Consider the following 22,705-nt stretch of genomic DNA (forward strand, 5'->3'; position numbering starts at 1 on the left):
GATAGGTTGTTAACGACAGGGCTCAAGATTACTATAGGAAACGCGTGACCAAATATGAATTAAGCAGTTTTCTTTGCTTTTTTTCGGATTTATACGAGTTTGTAACGGTCACTTAATCAATTAAGCGCTTGCGCCATGCATGAAAACCTGAATTCCATACAAAGACAGATCATTGAGCTACAGATTGAACATCGTGATCTGGACTATATGATCGACAAACTATCAGTGGAGGTGTCATCTGATGAGTTGCAATTGCGTCGTCTCAAGAAGCGCCGTCTCAAAATCAAGGACACGATTACCTTGCTGCAGATTCAGCTAGAGCCCGATGTGCCAGCTTAAAGTCTTACATGCAGCCTTACATGCCGGATGATATTGCCAAACCGCCTGCGCCCACGCTGCAAGAATCAAGGTTGACGACTGCTTTACAAAAGCAGCACCACGTTCGATTGAGCGAACTGTTTGCAGAGACTGGGCCATTGGCTCAGACAATTGACGGTTTTCGCCCGCGTCAGTCACAACTTGAAATGGCCGCCGGGATTACGCAGGCGATCGAGTCGCATAGCACCTTCATTGCTGAAGCTGGAACGGGTACGGGCAAAACCTTTGCCTATCTGGTACCGGCCTTGTTATGGGGCGGCAAGGTGATTATTTCCACCGGGACAAAAAATCTGCAGGATCAGATTTTTTTGCGTGATATTCCCACCGTGCGTAATGCCTTGACACTGCCAGTCAGCGTGGCACTACTCAAAGGTCGCGCCAATTATGTTTGCCACTATCATCTGGCGCGAGTGACCGAATATGGCCGATTGCCGAGCAAGGAGGATGTGGCCTATCTGCGTCAGATCGAGCGTTTCCTGAAGACCAGCCAGACTGGTGATAAGGCTGAGCTAAATAGCGTGCCGGAGGGGGCATCCATCTGGCCGTTGGTCACCTCCACACGTGATAATTGTGTGGGTACGGATTGCACGCATTACAAAGACTGTTTTGTGATGAAGGCGCGTAAAGCTGCCCAGGAGGCCGATGTCGTGGTCGTCAATCATCATCTGTTTTTTGCTGATCTGATGTTGCGTGACGCCGGAGTGTCGGAGCTGTTACCCACCGCCAACACCATTATTTTTGATGAGGCACATCAACTCCCTGATACAGCCACCCTGTTTTTTGGTGAGTCGGTGTCGACCTCCCAATTACTTGAATTGGCGCGTGATACCCAGGCCGAAGGGTTGGTTCATGCGCGTGACGGGGCGGATTGGGTGACGTTGGCTGGCGCACTGGAAAAAGCGGCACGCGATACTCGCCTGGCTTTTGGTCAGGACAGCAGCAAATTGTCGCGTCCCCAACTGGCCGCATCCAGTCCATTTTTTATGGCGGCACCGACGGTAACGACTGCCTTAAGCCACCTTAAAACGGTGCTTGAACAACAGGCCGAACGTGCGGAAACCTTGGCGCAATGTTTAAACCGCTGTGTCGATTTATTGTTGCGCTGGCAAAACTGGTTGCGTGATGAGCAGACCGATCTGCCCGGTTGTGAGTCGGTGCGCTGGCTGGAGATCTTTGCCAGTTCGCTCACTTTGCATCAAACCCCTTTATCGGTGGCGGATATTTTTACCAAGCAGCGTGAAGGCCCGCCGCGGGCCTGGATCTTTACCTCGGCCACGCTTTCCATGCGTGGCAAAACCATTGAAGAACGGTTTGCTCACTATGCCAGTCAACTCGGTTTGTCGGCTTCGCAAGCCGGTTTGTGGCCCAGTCCGTTTGACTTTGCCACGCAAGCCTTGCTCTATGTACCCAAGGGCTTGCCCGCGCCAGCTTCGCCGCAATTCAATAACGCGATGATTGATACCGTGCTGCCGCTGATCCATGCGGCTCATCGTGAAAAGGCGGGAGAGAAGGGTGGTACCTTCATTTTATGTACGACCTTGCGTGCGGTACGAGCGACCGCGCAACGCTTGCGTGAAGAGGCCGATGCAGGGCGCTTTGACTATCCCTTGATGGTGCAGGGCGAAGCGGGCAAGACTGAATTGCTGGAGCGCTTTCGACAGGCTGGCAATGCCGTGCTGGTGGGCAGTCAGAGCTTTTGGGAGGGCGTTGATGTACGGGGTCGTGCCTTGTCATTGGTGATCATTGACAAACTCCCCTTTGCGCCACCGGATGATCCGGTGCTGGCGGCGCGACTGGCAGTGATGGAAAAAAGCGGTGGCAATCCTTTCATGGACTTTCAAATTCCCAATGCCGTCATCACGCTGAAACAGGGAGCGGGTAGATTGATCCGTGGTGAGGATGATCGTGGCGTGCTGGTGATCTGCGATGCGCGACTGGTCGACAAACCCTATGGCCGGCTGATCTGGCAGAGCCTGCCACCTTTTACGCGAACTCGGGAAGCCCAGACTGTGATTGATTTCTTTGAAGGTGCGGATGTTTAGCCTGACATTTTTTTGCCCGATTGAGCCAGGCCGCGTTCATCGACGAATGCGGCTTCGTTCCCATTTTTTGATGATACGGACAATCATATTTTGGTGTTGCCTTTGGGGTATGGGTTCGGATTTGGCACAGGCGCAAATCTCGATGGCGGGTGGTGGTGCCTCGGTCATCAATCCGCAAGCCAGCCGTTTGGCCGTGGTGATCAATACCGCTGATCCCTTGTCTGTCAAGATTGGTGAATATTATGCCCAAGCGCGTGGTCTTGGTCATGATCAAATCGTGCGCCTCAGCCTGCCGGTTAAAAGCAGTTTGTCGCTGGCCGAGTTCCATGCTTTTAAAGAAAAACTCAATGCCGCGTTAAGTTCAAAAATTCAATTTTTAGCCCTGGCCTGGATGACGCCCTATGCAGTTGAATGTGCATCAATCACCGGTGCATTGGCACAAGACTGGGATCCAGCCTTGTGTACCAACACCTGCGCACCGAGTGCTGCCTCACCTTATCTGGATTCAGCCAGTCGCAGCCCTTTTCAGGAATATGGTTTTCGTCCGTCGATGCTCTTGGCGGCACGAACTTTTGAGCAAGCCAAGGCACTCATTGATCGTGGTGTGGCATCCGATCATAGCCAATGGCTGCGCGGTGTCCCACCGGGTAAAGCCTATTATTTAAAAACCACTGATCGCTTGCGCAATGTACGCTCGACCATCTTTCCGCAACCCGGTGAGAGCAAAAGCCCACGTTTTGAAGTGATCGTGCAACAGGCTGATATTCTGGAAAATGTCTCTGGCATCATGATCTATCAGACAGGTCTGGAGCGGGTCGCCAAGCTCGATACCCTGGGTTTTTTGCCGGGCGCTCTGGCCGATCATCTAACTTCAGCCGGCGGTGCCCTGGATAAGGATTATCAAATGAGCAGCATGGCCTGGCTGGAAGCGGGTGCCACGGCGAGCTATGGCGCAGTCAGTGAGCCTTGCAATCATCAGCAAAAATTTCCGCATCCGATTGCTTTGCTGAGACATTATTTGCAGGGTGAAACCGCGATCGAAGCCTACTGGAAAAGTGTGGCCTGGCCAATGCAAGGCATCTTTATCGGTGAGCCATTGGCGGCACCATATCTGCGCTGAGCCTGATTGTTTTTATATACTGCCATGGTGTATTAAAATTGAATAAATTAAAACGCACTGTACAGGTTAATTATTGAATATACACTAAGGCAGTATGCTGTTTATTCGTGCTTTTGGTAATGATTTGACAGATTTTTCAACCAGTGTTGGCAGGGCTGAAACAGACCAGAAAAGCCAAGTTCAGTCAGTTATTTGATGACCAGTCAAGCCTGTTCAAGCCCGTCTTTGAGGCAGACGTTTTCTTGGCATAAACAAAAACAGCCAGATGAACCGGCTGTTTTTTGTGAGCTTGACGGAAGTTGCTTTAATGCCAGAACTGCCACCAGCGACCAGCCGTCTTGTTTTCAAAGTTGGCTTTGTAATCGCTATCGGGAAAGTTTTTGACGAGCACGCGTTTGCTGTCATCGGCCAGGTCTTGCATCCCCATCGCTTCATACGATTGGGCCAGCAGCGCCAAGGCTTCTTCGATGGCCGGTGCTTCCGGGTAATCTTTCACCGCCTGCTGGGCACGATTGATTGCGGCGACATAGGCTTTTTTCTTGACGTAATAACGTGCCACATGCACTTCATGCGAGGCCATGCTGTTGACCAGATAGCGCATGCGCTGGGTTGCGTCTTCGGCATACGGACTGTCAGGAAAGCGTGTCACCAGCGTCTTGAAGGTATCAAAGGCTTCACGAGTGGCTTTATCATCGCGCTCGCTCATGTCCTGGCCAGAAAAACTGCTTAAAAAACCGAGGTTGTCGTTGAAGTTGACCAGACCCTTGAGATAATACATATAGTCGACCCGCGGATGATTGGGGTGCAGCTTGATGAAGCGATCCGCGGCGGCCAAAGCTTGAGCAGGTTCGTTGAATTTGTAATGTGCATAAGCCGTTTCCATTTGCGCCTGGGTGGCATAAGGGCCAAATGGAAAGCGCGCTTCAAGCCGTTCAAAGACCTTGATGGCGCGCTGATAATTGCCGTCGGTGAGCTCTTCGTGGCCGTCAGCATATAATTTTTCAACGGACCAGCCTACCGTATCGTCTTTTTCTTCGGTGGTACCACAACCTGACAGGCTGATTGCCAGGCCCAAAACCAGCGCACCAGTCAGCTGGCTGCGGGAGAATAGTTGGTGCAAACGACGAACACGATTGAGCATGACGGGAGAGATCCTTGAGTGCAGTAAAACCACATTACATGAATGCAGTGAATGACCAAAGCCAAGGATTATAGTTCAGCCCAGCCGATGCCAGCCAAGATGGCATCAATTAACCCGCTCAATGAGGCAATCAATGAAGAGGGGCAGGCTGAAGAAGACAGTTTGTATGAAGACGAAATGCTTGATGAAGCGGCCGCCTTTGCAGCGCAGGAGCAAGCGCCCATCACCGTCAGTATTCCCTATGACATGGCCAAGACGCGGATCGATAAAACGCTGGCCGAGCTGATTCCACAATATTCGCGGGCCCGTCTGCAAAGCTGGCTGGAGAATGGCCGCATCACGCTCGATGGCGTGGTTGCCAAGCCCAAACAAACCTTGTATGGCGGGGAAGTCGCGGTACTGACGCCGGAGTTATCGGCCGAGGTGCTGGCCTACACCCCCGAGCCAGTCGAATTTCCCATCGTGTATGAAGATGATGATATTTTGGTTGTCAACAAACCGGCTGGACTGGTGGTGCATCCGGCTGCCGGCAATTGGTCGGGTACCTTGCTCAATGGCTTGCTGCATCGCATTCCGCAGCTGGCCCATGTACCGCGAGCTGGCATTGTGCATCGGCTCGACAAGGACACCAGCGGCCTGATGGTCGTCGCTAAAAATCTGGTGGCGCAGACCGAGCTGGTCCGCCAGTTGCAAGCTCGTACAGTGACACGGCGCTATCTGGCACTGGTGTGGGGCATGGCGCCGGAAGACGGTAGCGTGGGTTTTTCGATTGGGCGCTCACAGAAGGATCGTTTGCGCATGGCCGCCTATCGCACTACGCAAGCGATGGAATGGCGTCATCTGCCCAAGGCCATCAATCCCAATACCATCAAGGAAGCGCGTACGCACTTCAAGCTGATTGACATGATCGAGTTTGAAACCAAGATTCAGCCCAATGCGGTAAGCTGGATTGAGTGCGCGCTTGAAACTGGTCGGACTCACCAGATTCGGGTGCACATGCAGGCGGTTGGACTGCCGCTGGTGGCTGATCCACTCTATGGCGGTGTCTTGCCGATTTCGCGGATTCCATTTAACGCCAGTGCTGCTCACGAGTTATTGCTTGAAAAGGCCGGTGATGCCATGATTTCACGGCAGGCCCTGCATGCGACTTTTTTGCAGTTGATCCATCCTGGCACTGGCAAGAGCATGGAATTTGAGGCCGATCTGCCGGATGATCTGATGGCTTTATCTGCCGCGCTTGGATTTGATACCGACATGATTTTTGCCGATCCGGAATGGCATCCCGATGAGTGATGGGAGGCAAGACGCCATGTCAGCCAATACGCCAAATCATGCGGTGGTCGATGCCAGTTCAGGCGCGCTTCTTTCTGACTGGATCATTCCGGATTGGCCCGTACCGCCTCATGTTCGTGCCTTGATTACCACGCGCAACGGGGGTCACAGCGTCGGGCCGTTTGGCAATTTGCAGGGTGTGAATGGCATGAATCCTGCCATGCATTTTGGTGATAATCCAGAGCATGTGCTACGCAATCGAGCCTTGTTGCAAACGGCTTTACCGGCTGCACCACAGTGGTTAAAACAAGTGCATGGTACTGCCGTGGTCAGCTTGCCTGATCCTGCCGTACAACCAGTAGCCGATGCGGCGCTGACCCGACAGGCCCAAGTGGTCTGTGCTATTTTGACTGCAGATTGTCTGCCCGTTTTGTTGACCGATCGGGTGGGTAGTGTGGTGGCATGTGCGCACGCAGGTTGGCGTGGACTGGCTGCTGGCGTCATTGAACACACGGTACAGAGCATGGGTGTAGTCAATGATCAGGTAATCGCCTATTTGGGGCCGGCGATTGGACCTACTGCATTTGAAGTTGGCGAAGAAGTGCGTCAGGCATTTATTGATGTCAATGCACAAGCTGCGGTAGCCTTTACATCAATCGATGGGCCGCCAGGTAAATGGTATGGCGACTTGTATCAACTGGCGCGCCAGCGCTTGAGTAGTTTGGGTGTTACCGCGATTTACGGTGGGACTTTTTGTACCTATTCCGAGCCGCAACGTTTTTATTCTTATCGTCGCGACAAGGTTACAGGGCATCTGGCTAGTTTGATCTGGCTGGATCAAGGCGTTTGATCTGAAGTTTGCTCAACGGTTGATGCCGATGTGGTCTTTGTGACCGGCGTTGCGCTGGCGTCACTCTGGCTTGCAGCTTCTCGTTGTTCAGCCTGACGTTTATAGCGCTTGCGTTGTGGTGTGCCAAACACGTATAAAAAAATGGACAGTGGCAACACGCCATAAAAAATCAACGACATGATGCCGCCAATGATGGACTCTTCAGTGAGCGCCATCAGCATTACCACATACAGCCAAGCGATGGCTATGATGTACATTAATAATCCCTCGGAAGTAATCAAGGACAGCTTGCATTGCATCTGGTAAAAAACGATTTTACCAATGCGATGCTCCAAAACCCTGAATTATATTGACACTGCAATTCCTCCCAAGCAGAATGGGATCACATCAGTAAACGTCGTATTGGTACATTGTCATGGCTTCCCGCACATCCACAGCAACACGCTCTCGAGCAAAATCGACAGGGACGCCAACTACAGAGCAGGCATCACCAGCTATTGGTGCGCAGGCTTCGGCAGCCCCCTTTGGTATGTCTATGCAAAACTGGCCAAATGGTCTGAGCGATATCCTCGCCAATTTTGATCCGGTTCTTATTCCACCTGAAAAAATTCAAGCTATCCAGCAGCAATATTTTGTCGATCTGGGTCAGTTATGGGCCAAACTTTCGGTAGAAAGCATGGCCGATTTGACTCAGGGACATCACACCAATCTATTTGACCTGAAAGATCGTCGCTTTTCCAGCCCTGCTTGGCAAAGCAACGCACTGCATGGCTTTAATGCGGCGGTCTATCTGCTTAACAATCGTACGATGATGGCTCTAGCCGATGCGGTTGAAGCTGATGCACATACCAAGCAGAAAATTCAATACGCTGTCGAACAGTGGATGGCTGCCACTGCGCCGTCCAATTTTTTGGCAACCAATCCAGAAGCACAGCAACGCATCATTGAAACCAAAGGTGCCAGCCTGCGGCAAGGCATGATTAATATGCTGGCAGATCTGGAGAAAAAACGAATTTCGCAAAGTGACGAAAGTGCTTTTGAAATTGGCAGAAATCTGGCGACAACACCGGGTGCAGTGGTCTTTGAAAATGAGTTATTTCAACTGATTCAATATCAGCCCACCACGCCGCAAGTGCATGAAAAGCCCTTGCTGATTGTGCCGCCTTGTATCAACAAGTTTTATATCATGGATCTGCAGCCGGAGAATTCTCTGGTGCGTTATATCGTGTCGCAGGGCTTTACCGTGATGCTGGTTTCCTGGCGCAATCCGGGCAAGGAGCAAGCTCATTTAAATTGGGATGATTACATCGAAACCGGTGTCATCAAGGCTATGCATGTGGCACTGGAATTGTCAGGGTCGCTGGGCAATCAATCCGGCAAGATCAACGCACTGGGTTTTTGTGTGGGAGGTACCTTATTGGGTACGGCGGCATCCGTACTGGCTGATCGCAAGGACGATATTGTGGATAGTTTGACTTTCCTGACGACCTTCCTTGATTTCAGTGATACCGGCATTCTGGATATTTTTGTTGATGAAGCCGCCGTCAAACTGCGTGAGCAGACCATTGGCGGTATGGGTGGTAAACCCGTTGGCCTGATGTCGGGTACCGAGTTGGCATCCACTTTCTCCAGTTTGCGTCCCAATGACTTGGTCTGGAACTATGTGGTAGGGAACTACCTCAAAGGCGAGGTACCACCGGCATTTGATCTGCTGTACTGGAACGGTGATGGTACCAATTTGCCAGGGCCGATGTTCTGCTGGTATTTGCGTAATACCTACCTTGAAAATAATCTGATCAAACCCGGTAAAGTGACTTGTGCAGGGTCTTCTGTTGATCTTGGCAAAATCAACGTGCCGGTTTATCTCTATGCTTCTCGCGAGGATCATATTGTGCCCTGGCATTCGGCCTATGCATCCACACAGGTATTGCAAGGTGATAAGCGCTTTGTGTTGGGTGCGTCTGGACATATTGCTGGCGTGATCAATCCGGTCAGCAAAAATAAACGCAATTACTGGATTAATGAAGATTTACCTGCCAAAGCTGAGCAGTGGCTGGAACGTGCCACTGAGCATCCCGGTAGCTGGTGGCCTGACTGGGTGAATTGGTTGACGCCACTGGCAGGCAAAAAAATCAAGGCACCTGCAAGCCTTGGTTCGACACAATTCCCGGTTATTGAAGCCGCACCTGGGAGTTATGTCAGGGCACGACCCAACTGAATCAGCATAGACTGATAAGCATATTCAAATTTTTATTAATAACGTCCAACGGAGAGAAACCATGACTGATATCGTCATCGTAGCTGCAACCAGAACTGCAGTCGGAAAATTTGGTGGCAGCCTTGCCAAGATTGCTGCGCCGGAGCTGGGTGCGCAGGTCATCAAGGGATTGCTGGCCAAGACGGGAGTGTCCGGTGACCAAATCAGCGAAGTGATTTTGGGACAGGTGTTGACTGCCGGTAGTGGTCAGAATCCAGCGCGTCAGTCGGTCATCAAGTCTGGCTTGCCCAATATGGTGCCAGGTATGACGATCAATAAAGTCTGTGGCTCTGGTCTGAAGGCTGTCATGCTGGCTGCGATGGCGATCAAGAGTGGCGATGCTGAGATTGTGATCGCTGGTGGTCAGGAAAATATGAGTGCTTCACCGCATGTTTTGCCAGGTTCCCGTGATGGTTTTCGCATGGGTGATGCCAAGCTGATTGACAGCATGATTGTGGATGGTTTGTGGGATGTCTATAACCAATATCACATGGGTATCACGGCTGAAAATGTCGCCAAGGAATATGGCATTACTCGTGAAGCGCAGGATGCGCTTGCCTTGTCATCGCAACATAAGGCTGAGGCTGCACAGAAATCCGGTCGTTTCAATGATGAGATTATTCCAATCATGATTCCGCTGAGAAAGGGTGACCCGCTGCAATTTGTGACGGATGAGTTTGTTCGTCAGGGTGCCACACTGGAAAGTTTGTCTTCCTTGCGTCCGGCTTTCAGTAAAGAAGGTTCAGTGACTGCCGGCAATGCCTCTGGCATTAACGACGGTGCTGCCGCCGTCATGGTGATGAGCGCCAAAAAAGCCGAGCAACTGGGCTTAAAACCAATGGCACGGATTGCGGCTTTTGCCAATGCGGGCCTTGATCCTAGCGTTATGGGTATGGGCCCGGTACCGGCTTCACGTCGTTGTCTGGAGCGCGCTGGTTGGACACCGCATGATCTGGATCTGATGGAAATCAATGAAGCATTTGCAGCTCAGGCGTTGGCCGTTCATAAGCAAATGGAATGGGATACCAGCAAGGTCAATGTGAATGGTGGTGCGATTGCCATTGGTCATCCAATTGGTGCGTCAGGCTGCCGTGTGCTGGTGACTTTAATTCATGAGATGGTCAAACGTGATGCCAAAAAAGGCCTCGCCTCTCTCTGTATCGGTGGTGGTATGGGTGTAGCACTGGCATTAGAAAGATGATGAGCTAGTCCGTTGCGTAGCAAGGACACCGCTCAGTGGGTTAATGTTAGTAAGGGTTGTGCACTGGCATTAGAAAGATGATGAGCCAGTCCGTTGCGCGGTAAAGAGTTGGATGGTTGTCGACAGTGTTTCGGATGATGCCAATGAAGAGGATTGACATCATGCGGTACCTGCAACCAACGTACTCAATCATGCCGTAGTTAATCACTGTAGTTAATCATGTACTAAGTACCTTATTCATAGAAGAATGTTGATTTTTAGGAGAAGACAATGAGTAAACGAGTCGCATACGTCACAGGTGGTATGGGTGGAATTGGTACCGCTATTTGCAAACGCCTTTGTAAAGAAGGTTATGTCGTCGTGGCAGGATGTGGACCTAATTCGGCTCGCAAGGATAAATGGCTGGCCGACATGCGCGCCGAAGGTTATGAAGTCCATGCTTCAGAAGGTAACGTCGGAGATTGGGATTCCACCAAAGTGGCATTTGACAAGGTCAAGGCTGAAATTGGCGAAGTCGATATTCTGGTCAATAACGCTGGTATCACCCGAGATGGCCAGTTCCGCCGCATGTCCCGTGATGACTGGTACGCGGTGGTCGATACCAACCTGAATTCACTGTTCAATGTGACCAAGCAGGTGATCGATGGCATGGCTGATCGTGGCTGGGGCCGTATCATTAACATCTCTTCGGTGAATGGTCAAAAGGGCCAATTTGGCCAGACGAATTATTCGACCGCCAAGGCTGGTATTCATGGCTTTAGTATGGCATTAGCGCTTGAAGTGGCGACCAAAGGCGTGACGGTCAATACGGTGTCCCCTGGCTATATTGGTACCGATATGGTTCGTGCCATTCGTCCTGAGGTGCTGGAAAAAATTGTTGCGACTATTCCAGTAAAACGTTTGGGTGAGCCTGAAGAAATTGCTTCAATTGTGGCGTGGATTGCTTCTGAAGAAGGTGGTTATTCGACTGGTTCAGACTTTTCGCTCAATGGTGGTCTGCATATGGGTTAAACTGGTCCTGCCAGTTATTGCAAGATCAAGAGCCAATCAGGAGCACATATGCCCAATCAATCTCAAGAAGAACGTTTGATCAAGAAGTATCCCAATCGTCGACTTTATGACACTAAAACCAGCACGTATATCACGCTGGCAGATGTCAAACAGTTGGTACTGGGTACGGAAGTATTTAAGGTGGTCGACGCTAAATCCAACGAAGATCTGACCCGCAGTATTTTGTTGCAGATCATTCTGGAAGAAGAGACCGGTGGCATGCCCATGTTTTCGGCCAAGATGCTTGCGCATATTATCCGTTTTTATGGACATGCCATGCAGGGCATGATGGGTTCCTATCTGGAAAAAAACATCCAGTCATTCATGGATATTCAGAACAAGTTTACCGAGCAATCACAAGGGCTTTATGATGGCAAAGCCTTTAGCCCGGAAATGTGGACGCAGTTCATGAATGTGCAGGCACCCATGATGCAGGGCATGATGTCTAACTATTTAGACCAGAGCAAAAATTTATTTTTGCAGATGCAGGAACAGATGCAAAGTCAGGCTAAAACCATGTTTCCAACTTTTCCTTTCACCAAGCCTGAAAAGGATTGATATGCAGGATGTGTTGAACGGCAAATGACGGTTTGACTGATTTTTACACTTGATCTATCTGGTCTGAACAAGCCCTGTCTTCATCGACAGGGCTTTTTTATTACTTGATGCATAAAGTAAGTTTATTGAATGGATCGTCTTTCAACATCGGGTAGATGTTGCATGACTTCATGAATCGTGGTGCTCTGGGTCAATACATCAATGACCACTGGCAAAGGGATGGGCCACACCTCGTCCAGATCAAATTCTTGCGGATCGGCCAGCCGAAATGCCAGTTGTTCTTGGGGCGGCGTATAGGCGGCGTTGATGCCCGCTTTATTGCCGCGTGCATCAAGCCGATACCAGCCGTACTCGCCCAGCCAGACTGCATTGAGGCCATGCAGGCAATAGCGCGCGCCGTTTTCGTTGACGGATAGTCGTTGATAACACAAGCCGCTGGCAATGCCATTGGCGCGTAGCAGGGCGGCCAGCAGATGACTCTTGGCATAGCAATAGCCTGTGCTGTACTGTAAAACTTCAGAGGCTTTGCAGGTCACCGGATTGAGTTGAAAGTCCCAGCTATGGTGGATTTCATCGCGCACAAACTCAAAACAACGTTGGATGAGCGCATGCTGATCGCTGCAGCCATCCGCTAATTGTTGTGCCTTAGCCATCACCAGCGGATGGTCAAAGTCAATATAGGTGCTGGCAGCGAGAAAGTCGGCAGGTGGAAAATGGTGTGTCATGTCACTTGGCGGGAATAATAAAGTCGTTGGCAATGTCAATTCGTTGGTTGGCAGATTGTTGAACAAGCTGAATTGTTTTCAAGGTGCAATTTTTTTGTTTGATTGCGCGGCAATCATGACGGTTTTAGCCTGCCTTATTTTACGGCAAAGCCTTATTTGACCAGAAAAAATGAATGATGTTTGAGACTCCATTAAAATAGCGGTTTACCTCAACTGGCTATTTCATGTCTGACTCCGCAACACAATTTACCGCCGTCTCATTGACCGACTCAAATACAACGTCTGCTGGTCCGGCACCCAAGGTGGGGTTTGTTTCCCTGGGTTGTCCCAAGGCCTTGGTTGATTCTGAACAAATTCTCACGCAATTGCGTGCTGAGGGCTATGACACGGCTAAGTCGTATGCGGGGGCCGATCTGGTGATTGTCAATACCTGTGGTTTTATTGATGCCGCGGTACAGGAAAGTCTGGACGCGATTGGTGAGGCGCTGGCTGAAAACGGCAAAGTGATTGTGACCGGTTGTCTGGGCGCAAAAAAAGATGCGGGTGGCAATGACCTTATCACCGCCATTCATCCCAAGGTATTGGCGGTAACTGGCCCGCATGCCACCCATGAGGTCATGCAGCAGGTGCATTTGCATTTGCCCAAGCCGCACGATCCCTTTGTGGATCTGGTGCCTGCGCAAGGCGTCAAACTCACGCCCAAGCATTTTGCTTATTTGAAAATTTCCGAAGGTTGCAATCACCGTTGCAGTTTTTGCATCATCCCTTCCATGCGGGGTGACTTGGTATCGCGCCCGATTGCCGAAGTCATGCTCGAAGCAGAAAATCTCTTCAGGTCGGGTGTTAAAGAGCTCCTGGTGATTTCGCAAGATACCAGTGCCTACGGCGTGGATGTGAAATTTAGAACCGGCTTTTGGAATGGCAAACCAGTCAAGACGCATATGACGCAACTCTGCGAAGCATTGGGCGAGTTGGCCGCGCAGTATAGTGCCTGGGTGCGTTTGCATTATGTGTATCCTTATCCGCATGTGGATGAGGTCATCCCTTTGATGGCTAGTGGTCGCATCTTGCCGTATCTGGATGTACCTTTACAGCATGCGCATCCCGATGTACTCAAGCGCATGAAGCGACCTGCCAGCGCCGAGAAAAACCTCGACCGCATCCGCGCCTGGCGCGATGTGTGTCCCGAGCTGACAATTCGCAGTACGTTTATCGCTGGTTTTCCTGGCGAAACAGAAGCAGAGTTTCAGACCTTGCTCGACTTTATTGAAGAAGCTGAGCTGGATCGGGTTGGCTGTTTTGCCTATTCGCCGGTTGAAGGCGCTACGGCCAATGATTTGCCCGGTGCCTTGCCTGATGAGGTACGAGACGAGCGGCGTGATCGTTTTATGGCGGTAGCGGAGCGCGTTTCTTCAAAACGTCTGGCTAAAAAAATCGGTAGTGTGCAAACTGTTTTGGTCGATGAAGTTCATGCCGCTGGCAAGCGGGGTGGGATTGGTCGCAGCATGGCCGATGCACCGGAAATTGATGGTCTGGTGATCATTGCACCACTCACCAAAATTTCGCAAAAGCTCAAGGCGGGTGAGTTTGCCCGAGTTCGCATCACTGGTGTGGATGGTCATGATCTATTGGGCGAACTGGCTTAAACTGCTTATGAGCATATGCCGATGCGCGAGCAAACGAATGGGCCTCATGCACCAATGACTCAGCAAAGCGTCATTTCGTCTACCCGATTTGTCAGAAAACCTGAGCAACTTGTTGGGTTTAATGGTCGGCAGGCTGGGGCGGGATGTCGACCTCAATTTGGCCTGTGCTTAGGCTTGTCCTTAGGCCTGTTGCTACTACTTCAGAACGTCCCAATTTATGCCTTAAATAATGATACTCCCATCAAAGATAATAAAAATAAACCTATTAAGTGCTTAAATAAAGGTGCTGTAAAAACACTGGTTGGGGTATATGAAACGGAGCTGGCTGGAAAAAAGCTGCGCCTGACCTTGACACCACATTCGGAATTTGCCGGCAGTTATGAGGGTAGCTACCAGCTCGATGGCAAAAAATATTGGCTTGCCGGTGATGAAGAAGATGGCCTGTTGACGTTGGAAGAGTCGGCTGACGAGGTTGATGTTTCGGCGGTGTGGACCGGTAAGATCGCAACTCCAAAATGCGCCAGGGAAATTAGTGGTGAACGAAATCCCGAGCCGGATGCCAATGGTCAGACGGCAGCGCCACAAGCGTTTATCATGCGATATCTGCAACCACTTTCGGTCAGGACGCGCAAATAGCTGACTGGCCATTAACAGGCCGTTCCCATGTCAGACAAGTCTTCTCCTGCCGCATCATTAAACCAAACCGCTTCCAACAATCTACCAACCCAGTCCGGTCAGCCCGGTGCGGCGTTGCATAATCAAACCCGGATCATGCATCCTGCCTATGCCGCACCAGATGGATTTGTGGCGCTGACCACACCGATCCATCATGCTTCAACTGTGGTGTTTCCCAATCTGGCAGCCATGCGCAACCACGACTGGCGGGATGACCATAGCTATAGTTACGGACTGCATGGCACGCCGACTACCTTCACCTTGCAGCATCAGCTTGCCATGATTGAAGGCGAGGGCGATCAGCGCACACAGGCGGTGCTGGCACCTTCTGGTTTGGCCGCAATTGCGATGATTAATTTTGCCTTGCTCAAGCAGGGTGATGATGTGTTGCTGCCATCCAGTGTCTATGGCCCAAACCGCGAAATGGGACGTGGCCTGTTGCGTGATCTGGGTATCTCGGTACGGTTTTATGATGTCAATCTTGGGGCGGGCATCGCCAATCTGTTGCAGCCCAATACCCGCCTGGTATGGACCGAGTCACCGGGTTCCATCAGTATGGAAGTACAGGATATCCCGGCCATTGTGCAAGCCGTGCGTCACTTTGAGCAACAAGGCCATGGCCGTATTGCCGTGGCCATCGACAATACCTGGTCTGCCGGTCTGGCCTTTAAACCTTTTGCTCATGGTGTGGATATCGCCATGCAGGCGCTGACCAAATATCAATCTGGTGGTGCCGATGTGTTGATGGGTGCGGCCATCACGCAGGATCGGCATTGGCTCGACAAACTCAAGCTCGCCCATATGCGACTGGGCATTGGGGTGAGCCCGGACGATACTTACCTGGTACTGCGCGGTCTGTCATCCATGCGTGCCCGTTTTGCCATGCATGATGCCAACGCCAGAGTGATTGCCAGCTGGCTCAGGGCGCAAGCACCAGTCAAATTGCTGTTGCATCCGGCCTTTGCCGATTGTCCCGGCCATGCACTATGGCAACGAGATTTTTTCAGCGTTGATGGCAAGCCCCAGCCTGCCGCCGCAGGACTCTTTTCCATCGTCTTTCAAGACAGCATCATTCAGGCACAAGCCGACGCTTTTGTCGAAGGTTTACAGCTCTTCAAGATTGGTTATTCATGGGGTGGCCCCACCAGCCTGGCGCTAACCTACGATATGAAAGCCATCCGCCCCGAAGGCTGGCCTCATCAAGGGCCCTTGGTGCGGCTCAATATCGGTCTGGAAAACGTGGATGATGTGCTGGCCGATGTGCAGCGGAGTTTTGTGAGGGTGTTTGAAGAAAATACTTGATGTACTCACGACAATCATGAGTACATCAAGCACTCATTTTACGGGTGTGAAACTTCTGCAAAATAATATGAGTTAGATACTGTATCAAGTACGGTGATATATACCTTGCCAGAGAAGTCGATCAGATATTCGTTACTTAAATGTTTGATTGGCGGCAGGCCTGTGAGTGTCTTGCTCAAGTCACGCATATCGGGAACGATCGAACCATTTTGTAATAAGGCGACGCGGCCACTCACTTCTTTGACATTGGATAAAGCAGTGATGACATGCGGTGTCTGAAAATTAGATTTGGTTGACCAAGTCATGACAGTACCATCTTTACGCATCGCAAAAATATACATGTCATACGAGGTTAAGCTGGTTTTTACCGCAGAATTTTCTATGTCTTCAAAAGATGTAATTTGACCGATGTTGGTTAGGCCTGGAACTAAGGTTGGATTGGCCTGGTCTGCCTCACTTACATAGCCACTACTGTCGAGCTGGCCTGAGCCAAGAATGCCCATGCCGCTCCCCCAAGCATATAAGTGACCATCATTACTAATGGCAAAGTAACTTACTCTCTTCTCAATGCCATATTGACCACTAGAATTACCAAACATGTGTGAATCAACAATTGCAATGTCCGTAATATTTTGAAGGCAATTGTTGGGTGTTGCAAAGGTGCAAGTAGTGTAATTACCGTAGACAATACCAGATGTGTCGAGCACAAAAGGATTTCCTCGCTCAATCATTTTCGCTGCGGTTACAGGTATGCTAGTGGGGGAAAGGGTTAAATCATCAATATTATTTACAACACCAGAATTAGTGATGACACTGCCAGCATTAAAACGATTATCACCAAGTGCTTTGATATTATTTGTAAAGTTATTTAGAACTAATTCATGGGGAGTGCTCACGACATCGATAAAGCCACCATGGCCAGATATTTGAAGATCAATTTTAGTTCGATAAATATTAAGATTTCCATCATCGAGTAAAACAACGGTTTCCTCTCGATCTGGATAATCAAAACTCCCGTAGTGAGTGGTGCGTGTATAGCCGACACGTGAGTCGTTATTGATTTCTTTAATTTTATTAGATTGTTGAATCTTTCCCTGACATTGAATGATGACATGGATATCGTTATGCGCCATTGTGCCGGTTGAACCTGAAGTAGCTGCACAACTTAGATATTTTTGGGTATTTAGCGAAACAGAGTAGCTCTCTCCTACGATGACTTTGCCAATCACAGCTGTAGTAGAACCTCTAGGCGGATAGATACCATTGTTAATGCTGGTGCTACTGACTGATGCATATAGGCCATTCAGTGTAACCCCTGATAAATCGGCGATTAAATTATGCGCCTCTTGGCAAGTAATATTAATATCATTAACGTCATGATTTATATTGCTTACTTGAGGGTTAATTATCGTGCAGTATTGGTTTGTCGGTTGTTGTTTTACCTCAAGATTACTATAGCTATTTTCTGCAAAGATTCGATTAAAACTGAACTGAGTGGCATTGCTTGGGATGCTTATCTGATCGCCACTGCTATTGGTCAATATGAGCCCATCACTGGTCAGGCCACTAATATTGCCTGATACAACGTAACTATTCACCGAGCAGATTACATTCACATTCGTTACATCATTAGTGCCCATGATGCCTTTTGCATTTTGGACTGTGCAAGTAAAGTCATTTTTGGGATAGACATTTAGTACATATTCCTCTCCTTCGGCAATAGCGGTTTTGATTTCGAAGGTCCCACTAGTAGTGTTATTAGCAGGTACAAGAGTGCCGATAGAATAAGTATTATTATGTAGGGAAATTCCTTGGGAAAAGCCAAGGATTAGCCCAGCACTACTTGGTGCACCGGTAAATGTACCCGAGATATTATGAAAGATAGCAGGAGTGCAGCTTACTTTGATATTGGAAATTGTTTCTTGCCCCATGTTGCCATTGGCAGTTCCAGGTTCAATTTTGCAGGAGAGGTTTTGCGGTTGCCGAACAATCTTAGCTGTATAATTACCACCTTCTGCCACAGCAGAATGAAATGCAAAAGCATTACTGGACTGATTGAGGGTGATTTGATCGCTACCATTACTCAAAACCAATCCATTTTCGGTCAATCCAGTAATGGTTCCACCTAAAGCATGTGCATTGGTTGCACAAGTGACTGTGACATCAGTGATGTTGGTATTGAGTATTTTTCCAGTGCTATTACTAATACTACAGGTTTGTCCTAGGGGTTGGGTTTGAATGCTGACCGAATAATCCTGCCCACTAGCAATGGCTGTCGCAAAGGCAAAGTTGCTGGCACCGCTGTCAATATTCACGGTCTGGCTACCATTGCTTAAAATGAGTCCACTACCGGTAAGACCATTTACCAATCCACCTAATGTATAAGAGGCGACCTGAGCAGAGGGATTATTGTTGCCAAGGTTGGGATTGTTGGTTGAACTCCCACCGCCACCGCAGGCAGTTAATAATGTCAAAACCAAGACTGCTAATGAATGTTGAATATTTGCCAGTCGACTTAAACGAAGCATGATTTCCTCAGAAATTGAGTAGATCGTTTAGTGATCTACTGGTTAGCGTATGACTTTTTGTGGTGACTCAAAACGTATTAATTTTGTATTGGCAATAACTGTGCCTTGCATTGCAAAGGCCTTTAAACCCTAGTGTTGTTAATCAAACTCAGGTTTGATTGAGCGGAAGTGTTAAATCTACCGACAAAAATAGATTGATCTGTTGCAGTCGTGAACAGTGTTAAATGGCCGTGGAAAAGTCTGGCTATTGGGGGTGGGAAGCTGAGTGACGCAGTTAGAACTAAATTTCAAATTGATACTGCGTCACTTTATTTTATGGATGTGTCACTTCGACCACATAATAAGTCTTGGTGACAGGGTCGAGCGGCAGGCGATAAACGCGACCATTGAAGTCGATCAGATATTCATTGCTGAGGTGCTTGATGAGCGGCAGGCCAGTAATGGTTTTGCTGAGGTCATTCATATTGGGGACGATACTGCCATCATTTAACAAGGCATGGTTGCGGCTGATTTCTTTGACATTATTCAAGCCACTGATGATGGTTGGGACGAGTTCATTGGCTTTGGCCCAGAACTCGGTACCATAGCTTTTGTTTTGGTCTGCAGCAATCGCATTGGTTCTCCAGCGATAAACCGTGCCATTGGTTTTGAGCGCAAAGACAGATGTGAAATTGAAATTATCAATATCCGAAGTCATTTTACTGATGCCTGTCAGTCCAGGAATCAGGGCCGGACTGGCGCGGTCATCTTCAATCACCAGTCCGTTGGTATCAAGTTGCCCTTGGCCCAGCACACCAGCACCATAGCCCCAGCCATAAACGGTGCCCGTGGTGGTGATGGCAAAGAGGCTGGTTTTTTCATGCAGAGATGCTGGATACAAACCGTAGCGTACAGGTTCTGGTGTGCTGCCAGCAATGTAAACGTCAGCAATATTGGTCAGGCAACCTGTGCCATTGATATTGCAGCCTGTGTAGCTGGCAATGGCTTTGCCAGTCGTTGATAAAGCCAGCAGACTGCTTTCACGGAATGCCAGTTTGTTGATGTTGGCATATCCGGCAATGGCAATCTGGCCAGTATCACCAACATCAGCCAATACACCATTGCTGGCAAGTAGTTTGGCACCGGTCGCACTATAGCCGGAAATACCTTTGATATTGGTTGCAAAGTTATTGAGGGTGAGATTGGTCGGGGTACTGCTGACATCATCGAAGGTCGAGTGACCATCATTGGTAATGACCAAATCATTTTTAGTCCGATAGATGTTGAGCGTGCCATCGTCATACAACACTTTCAACTGCGCCCAGTTCAGGTATTCGCGCAAAGTGGTGTGAGAAATCACCTGTGAATAGCCAATCGTCACATCATTGGACAGCTCGCTGATATGGGTGGACTGGGCAATTGCACCTTGACATTGAATGGCTATATTGCTCATATCACTATGCCCCATGGTACCGGCACCACCACTGGCCACCGAGCAGCTTAAATCTTTGGCGTTGATGCCTGTCGTGATTTGATAGTTGCTGCCAGTCAGTATTTTGCCCAGGCTGATATGGTTAGTGCCGCGCGATGGGTTGTAGGTATAGGTAGCATTGTCAGCCGTGACGGAGATCACCATACTGTCGTCAATTGAGCCAGATAAAGTGCCGATCAAATCATGAGCTTCCTGACAACTGATAGATACGCTATTGATATCCGTATTGCTGATGATGCCCGACTCATTTTGCAAAGAGCAGAACTGGCCGCTGGGCTGCTGTTCAATATAAACTGAGTACCAGCCGTTTTCTGCAAAGGCCTTGCCAAAATCAAAAGTGCTGGCATTGGCGGCAACATTGATACGCAGTGCGCCATTGGCGCGCAAAATCAAGCCATCGGTGGTGAGCCCGGTCACGATGCCGCTCACTGCATGGCTGATACCAGAGCAGGTCACATCAACATTGGTGATGTCTTGAGTCGCCATGACGCCGACATCATTTTGGATGGAGCAGGTCAGCCCATAGTCTTTGGCACCTTTGACAATCAGGTTATAGGGTTCACCTTCAGCCACTGCTTGGGGCATCTCAAACGTGCCGTTGGAGTCTGGCAAGAAAAAACCATACAGTGTTTTACCGACATGAGCTGCAGTATCATCGCCCAATTGCAAGTAGATATTGGCCCCGGCAGGCACACCATTAAAAGTACCGCTGATCTTATGGAAAATAGCGGGTACACAACTCACTTTCAAATTGGACACGGTGTCAGTACCCATTTTACCTTTGGCCGAACCCGTTTCCAGTTGGCAGGATAGATTGGGCGGCTGTCGTGCAATCCGAACCGAATAATCACCGCCTTCAGCCACACCTTGCGGAAAGACAAAACTGGCGTTACTGGTTGTCACATCTACCTTGTCGCTGCCATTAGCCAGTTGCAGACCACTTTCTGACAATCCCGCAATGGCGCCGCCCAAGGCATGCGCAGTGGTTGCGCAAGTTACCGTCACATTGGTGATATTAGCGTTGGCAACCTTGCCAGCGCCATTGCTGATGCTGCAGGTTTGATTGCTCGGTTGAGTCTGAATGCTGATTGCATAATCCTGCGCGGCACTGAAGGTTTCATTCAGTACAAATGACGTACTACCGCTACTGACATTGAGCGTTTTAGCGTTGTTAGCCAGTACCAGGCTGCCTGTCAAACCGCTGATGGTGCCACCAACCGTATAGGTAGTGGGCGTGTCATTGGAGCTGGTTGGTGTGCTGCCGCCACCTCCGCCCCCGCAGCCATGCAGCAGACTCAAGAATATCAGTGAAAAGAATAAGCGCAGGCTTGCTGACAAGCGTGCTGGTATCGGTTGTTGCATGGTTGGACCCTGGGAGTGCAATCGTTATATATTTTATTTATTTCAACTGGTCTGAGGCCAGTTATTCAATTTCAAGTTGACTTGAAACTGTCAAGTTTAAGTATAACGCTGTCTTTTCCCGGCATTGAAAACGATTACAAATTAATGTTCCCAATCAAGCGTTAACCAAGTTCATGGGTAACTGAACGTTGTTTTGTGGTGGCCCGTTTCGGGCGGGGGAGGGGTTTAATGCGTGGTCAAAAACGGGATGATTTCAGCTAATAGCTGTTGCGGAATTTCTTCGGGCATGTAGTGGCCACATGGCAAACCTTTACCAGTCAAATGACCATCGCAAACTGCCTGCCATTCTGCCAAAGGATCAAACGCCTTGGCCATATAACCCTGGTTGCCCCAGAGTGCGAGTAAGTCGCATTGAACTTTGCGGCCCATTTTGCGGTCTGCACGATCATGCTCCAGATCAATGGAAGCAGCAGCCCGATAGTCTTCACAAAAGCCATGAATCGTGGCCGGATTGCGGATGTGACGCAAATATTCGGCATAGGCATCCGGATGAAACAGCGCATGAATATCACCCGATAAGGCCAGACTATGATCGAGAAATACCTGTGGTTCAGCGCCAATCAATGTTTCAGGATAAGGGGTAGGGCGAATCAGAAAAAACCAGTGGTAATAGGCTCGTGCAAAGGCTTCGCTGGTTTGTTCGTACATGGCCAGGGTTGGCACAATATCCAATGTGACGAGTTTACGGACCCTGTCAGGATGATCCACCGCCATGCGATGGGCCACGCGTGCACCACGATCATGACCAAGCACATAAAAATGTTCAAAGCCCAGTCGCTGCATGACATCAATCTGATCCTGGGCCATTACGCGTTTACTGTAATTACTGTGATCGGGCAGGCCCACAGGTTTGCTGCTGTCGCCATAACCACGCAGATCAGTGGCAATCACGGTGAAGTGCTGTGCCAATTGGGTAGCCATGCGATGCCAGATCACATGGCTTTGGGGCCAGCCATGCAAGAGCAATAACGGCTCGCCCTGACCAGCCTGGCTGACCAGAATCTCGATTTCACCCAGATCCAGCTGCTGTTGTACAAAGCCGTCCAGCAGTGGATCAAGATGAGGTT

18 protein-coding genes are annotated in these 22,705 nt (G+C 49.6%); 12 read left to right on the forward strand and 6 right to left on the reverse strand.

Annotated elements, in window-relative coordinates; all coding sequences use genetic code 11:
* The first annotated feature begins 135 nt into the window (after positions 1 to 135).
* The 3 genes from ACMYR3_RS05775 (at position 136) to ACMYR3_RS05785 (ending at position 3,540) form a co-directional block, all read left to right on the forward strand.
* The gene (locus ACMYR3_RS05775) at positions 136 to 339 is read left to right on the forward strand and encodes a DUF465 domain-containing protein (RefSeq protein ID WP_424195383.1); all 204 of its coding nucleotides are present in this window, start codon (positions 136 to 138) and stop codon (positions 337 to 339) included.
* A 20-nt stretch (positions 340 to 359) separates the two neighbouring features.
* On the forward strand, positions 360 to 2,420 hold the full coding sequence (locus ACMYR3_RS05780; RefSeq protein ID WP_424195385.1) for an ATP-dependent DNA helicase: 2,061 nt from the start codon (positions 360 to 362) through the stop codon (positions 2,418 to 2,420).
* 109 nt (positions 2,421 to 2,529) lie between these two features.
* On the forward strand, positions 2,530 to 3,540 hold the full coding sequence (locus ACMYR3_RS05785) for a TIGR03790 family protein (RefSeq protein ID WP_424195387.1): 1,011 nt from the start codon (positions 2,530 to 2,532) through the stop codon (positions 3,538 to 3,540).
* Between the two features lie 304 nt (positions 3,541 to 3,844).
* Here the strand turns inward: ACMYR3_RS05785 and ACMYR3_RS05790 are convergent, their stop codons facing one another.
* Entirely contained in the window at positions 3,845 to 4,681 is an 837-nt protein-coding gene (locus ACMYR3_RS05790) for an outer membrane protein assembly factor BamD (RefSeq protein ID WP_424195389.1), read from the reverse strand.
* 51 nt (positions 4,682 to 4,732) lie between these two features.
* Here ACMYR3_RS05790 and ACMYR3_RS05795 point away from each other — a divergent pair, with 51 nt between their 5' ends.
* Positions 4,733 to 5,974 (forward strand): RluA family pseudouridine synthase, encoded by a 1,242-nt coding sequence (locus ACMYR3_RS05795; protein WP_424195391.1) that lies wholly within the window; start codon positions 4,733 to 4,735, stop codon positions 5,972 to 5,974.
* 16 nt (positions 5,975 to 5,990) lie between these two features.
* Positions 5,991 to 6,803 (forward strand): peptidoglycan editing factor PgeF, encoded by an 813-nt coding sequence (gene pgeF, locus ACMYR3_RS05800; RefSeq protein WP_424195393.1) that lies wholly within the window; start codon positions 5,991 to 5,993, stop codon positions 6,801 to 6,803.
* Here the strand turns inward: pgeF and ACMYR3_RS05805 are convergent.
* A complete protein-coding gene (locus tag ACMYR3_RS05805) occupies positions 6,791 to 7,060 on the reverse strand; it encodes a hypothetical protein (RefSeq protein ID WP_424195395.1) in 270 nt (89 codons plus the stop codon). The two genes, pgeF and ACMYR3_RS05805, sit on opposite strands and share 13 nt — an antisense overlap.
* A gap of 158 nt (positions 7,061 to 7,218) precedes the next feature.
* Between ACMYR3_RS05805 and phaC the strand changes: the two genes are divergently transcribed.
* The 4 genes from phaC (at position 7,219) to phaR (ending at position 11,869) form a co-directional block, all read left to right on the forward strand.
* The gene (gene phaC, locus ACMYR3_RS05810; protein ID WP_424195397.1) at positions 7,219 to 9,021 is read left to right on the forward strand and encodes a class I poly(R)-hydroxyalkanoic acid synthase; all 1,803 of its coding nucleotides are present in this window, start codon (positions 7,219 to 7,221) and stop codon (positions 9,019 to 9,021) included.
* Between the two features lie 61 nt (positions 9,022 to 9,082).
* Positions 9,083 to 10,261: an acetyl-CoA C-acetyltransferase gene (locus tag ACMYR3_RS05815; RefSeq protein ID WP_424195399.1), complete on the forward strand. Its 1,179-nt coding sequence runs from the start codon at positions 9,083 to 9,085 to the stop codon at positions 10,259 to 10,261.
* A 270-nt stretch (positions 10,262 to 10,531) separates the two neighbouring features.
* Positions 10,532 to 11,272 (forward strand): 3-ketoacyl-ACP reductase, encoded by a 741-nt coding sequence (locus tag ACMYR3_RS05820; RefSeq protein WP_424195401.1) that lies wholly within the window; start codon positions 10,532 to 10,534, stop codon positions 11,270 to 11,272.
* 48 nt (positions 11,273 to 11,320) lie between these two features.
* Positions 11,321 to 11,869, forward strand: coding sequence for a polyhydroxyalkanoate synthesis repressor PhaR (gene phaR, locus ACMYR3_RS05825; RefSeq protein WP_424195403.1), 549 nt, complete (start codon positions 11,321 to 11,323; stop codon positions 11,867 to 11,869).
* 122 nt (positions 11,870 to 11,991) lie between these two features.
* Here the strand turns inward: phaR and ACMYR3_RS05830 are convergent, their stop codons facing one another.
* Positions 11,992 to 12,594 (reverse strand): transglutaminase-like domain-containing protein, encoded by a 603-nt coding sequence (locus ACMYR3_RS05830; protein ID WP_424195405.1) that lies wholly within the window; start codon positions 12,592 to 12,594, stop codon positions 11,992 to 11,994.
* A gap of 224 nt (positions 12,595 to 12,818) precedes the next feature.
* Here ACMYR3_RS05830 and rimO point away from each other — a divergent pair, with 224 nt between their 5' ends.
* From rimO to ACMYR3_RS05845, 3 genes are read left to right on the forward strand one after another with little or no spacing between them, the layout of a single operon-like run.
* Complete coding sequence (rimO, locus tag ACMYR3_RS05835; RefSeq protein ID WP_424195407.1) at positions 12,819 to 14,240, forward strand: 30S ribosomal protein S12 methylthiotransferase RimO; 1,422 nt, start codon at positions 12,819 to 12,821, stop codon at positions 14,238 to 14,240.
* 21 nt (positions 14,241 to 14,261) lie between these two features.
* Positions 14,262 to 14,876 (forward strand): hypothetical protein, encoded by a 615-nt coding sequence (locus ACMYR3_RS05840; RefSeq protein WP_424195409.1) that lies wholly within the window; start codon positions 14,262 to 14,264, stop codon positions 14,874 to 14,876.
* A 27-nt stretch (positions 14,877 to 14,903) separates the two neighbouring features.
* On the forward strand, positions 14,904 to 16,217 hold the full coding sequence (locus ACMYR3_RS05845; RefSeq protein ID WP_424195411.1) for a cystathionine beta-lyase: 1,314 nt from the start codon (positions 14,904 to 14,906) through the stop codon (positions 16,215 to 16,217).
* Between the two features lie 38 nt (positions 16,218 to 16,255).
* On the opposite strand, the gene ACMYR3_RS05850 is transcribed toward ACMYR3_RS05845, so the two are convergent.
* The 3 genes from ACMYR3_RS05850 to ACMYR3_RS05860 all read right to left on the reverse strand — a co-directional run bounded on the left by ACMYR3_RS05850 (position 16,256) and on the right by ACMYR3_RS05860 (position 22,688).
* Positions 16,256 to 18,745, reverse strand: a complete 2,490-nt coding sequence (locus tag ACMYR3_RS05850; protein ID WP_424195413.1) for a hypothetical protein — start codon at positions 18,743 to 18,745, stop codon at positions 16,256 to 16,258.
* 313 nt (positions 18,746 to 19,058) lie between these two features.
* Positions 19,059 to 21,578, reverse strand: a complete 2,520-nt coding sequence (locus ACMYR3_RS05855) for a hypothetical protein (protein WP_424195415.1) — start codon at positions 21,576 to 21,578, stop codon at positions 19,059 to 19,061.
* Positions 21,579 to 21,803: 225 nt separating this feature from the next.
* Positions 21,804 to 22,688 carry an alpha/beta fold hydrolase gene (locus tag ACMYR3_RS05860; RefSeq protein ID WP_424196386.1) on the reverse strand — a complete coding sequence of 295 codons (885 nt, stop codon included), beginning with the start codon at positions 22,686 to 22,688 and terminating at the stop codon, positions 21,804 to 21,806.
* Between the last annotated feature and the right edge of the window lie 17 nt (positions 22,689 to 22,705).

Origin of the sequence: Ampullimonas aquatilis (assembly GCF_049675895.1) — a bacterium.
GTDB classification, from domain to species: domain Bacteria; phylum Pseudomonadota; class Gammaproteobacteria; order Burkholderiales; family Burkholderiaceae_D; genus Ampullimonas; species Ampullimonas aquatilis.

Excerpts from the sequence above, each read along its gene's own strand:
- ACMYR3_RS05775 (WP_424195383.1), top strand. The coding sequence starts at position 136 with ATGCATGAAAACCTGAATTCCATACAAAGACAGATCATTGAGCTACAG.
- ACMYR3_RS05780 (WP_424195385.1), top strand. The coding sequence starts at position 360 with ATGCCGGATGATATTGCCAAACCGCCTGCGCCCACGCTGCAAGAATCA.
- ACMYR3_RS05785 (WP_424195387.1), top strand. The coding sequence starts at position 2,530 with ATGGGTTCGGATTTGGCACAGGCGCAAATCTCGATGGCGGGTGGTGGT.
- ACMYR3_RS05790 (WP_424195389.1), bottom strand. The coding sequence starts at position 4,681 with ATGCTCAATCGTGTTCGTCGTTTGCACCAACTATTCTCCCGCAGCCAG.
- ACMYR3_RS05795 (WP_424195391.1), top strand. The coding sequence starts at position 4,733 with ATGACCAAAGCCAAGGATTATAGTTCAGCCCAGCCGATGCCAGCCAAG.
- pgeF (WP_424195393.1), top strand. The coding sequence starts at position 5,991 with ATGTCAGCCAATACGCCAAATCATGCGGTGGTCGATGCCAGTTCAGGC.
- ACMYR3_RS05805 (WP_424195395.1), bottom strand. The coding sequence starts at position 7,060 with ATGTACATCATAGCCATCGCTTGGCTGTATGTGGTAATGCTGATGGCG.
- phaC (WP_424195397.1), top strand. The coding sequence starts at position 7,219 with ATGGCTTCCCGCACATCCACAGCAACACGCTCTCGAGCAAAATCGACA.
- ACMYR3_RS05815 (WP_424195399.1), top strand. The coding sequence starts at position 9,083 with ATGACTGATATCGTCATCGTAGCTGCAACCAGAACTGCAGTCGGAAAA.
- ACMYR3_RS05820 (WP_424195401.1), top strand. The coding sequence starts at position 10,532 with ATGAGTAAACGAGTCGCATACGTCACAGGTGGTATGGGTGGAATTGGT.
- phaR (WP_424195403.1), top strand. The coding sequence starts at position 11,321 with ATGCCCAATCAATCTCAAGAAGAACGTTTGATCAAGAAGTATCCCAAT.
- ACMYR3_RS05830 (WP_424195405.1), bottom strand. The coding sequence starts at position 12,594 with ATGACACACCATTTTCCACCTGCCGACTTTCTCGCTGCCAGCACCTAT.
- rimO (WP_424195407.1), top strand. The coding sequence starts at position 12,819 with ATGTCTGACTCCGCAACACAATTTACCGCCGTCTCATTGACCGACTCA.
- ACMYR3_RS05840 (WP_424195409.1), top strand. The coding sequence starts at position 14,262 with ATGCGCGAGCAAACGAATGGGCCTCATGCACCAATGACTCAGCAAAGC.
- ACMYR3_RS05845 (WP_424195411.1), top strand. The coding sequence starts at position 14,904 with ATGTCAGACAAGTCTTCTCCTGCCGCATCATTAAACCAAACCGCTTCC.
- ACMYR3_RS05850 (WP_424195413.1), bottom strand. The coding sequence starts at position 18,745 with ATGCTTCGTTTAAGTCGACTGGCAAATATTCAACATTCATTAGCAGTC.
- ACMYR3_RS05855 (WP_424195415.1), bottom strand. The coding sequence starts at position 21,578 with ATGCAACAACCGATACCAGCACGCTTGTCAGCAAGCCTGCGCTTATTC.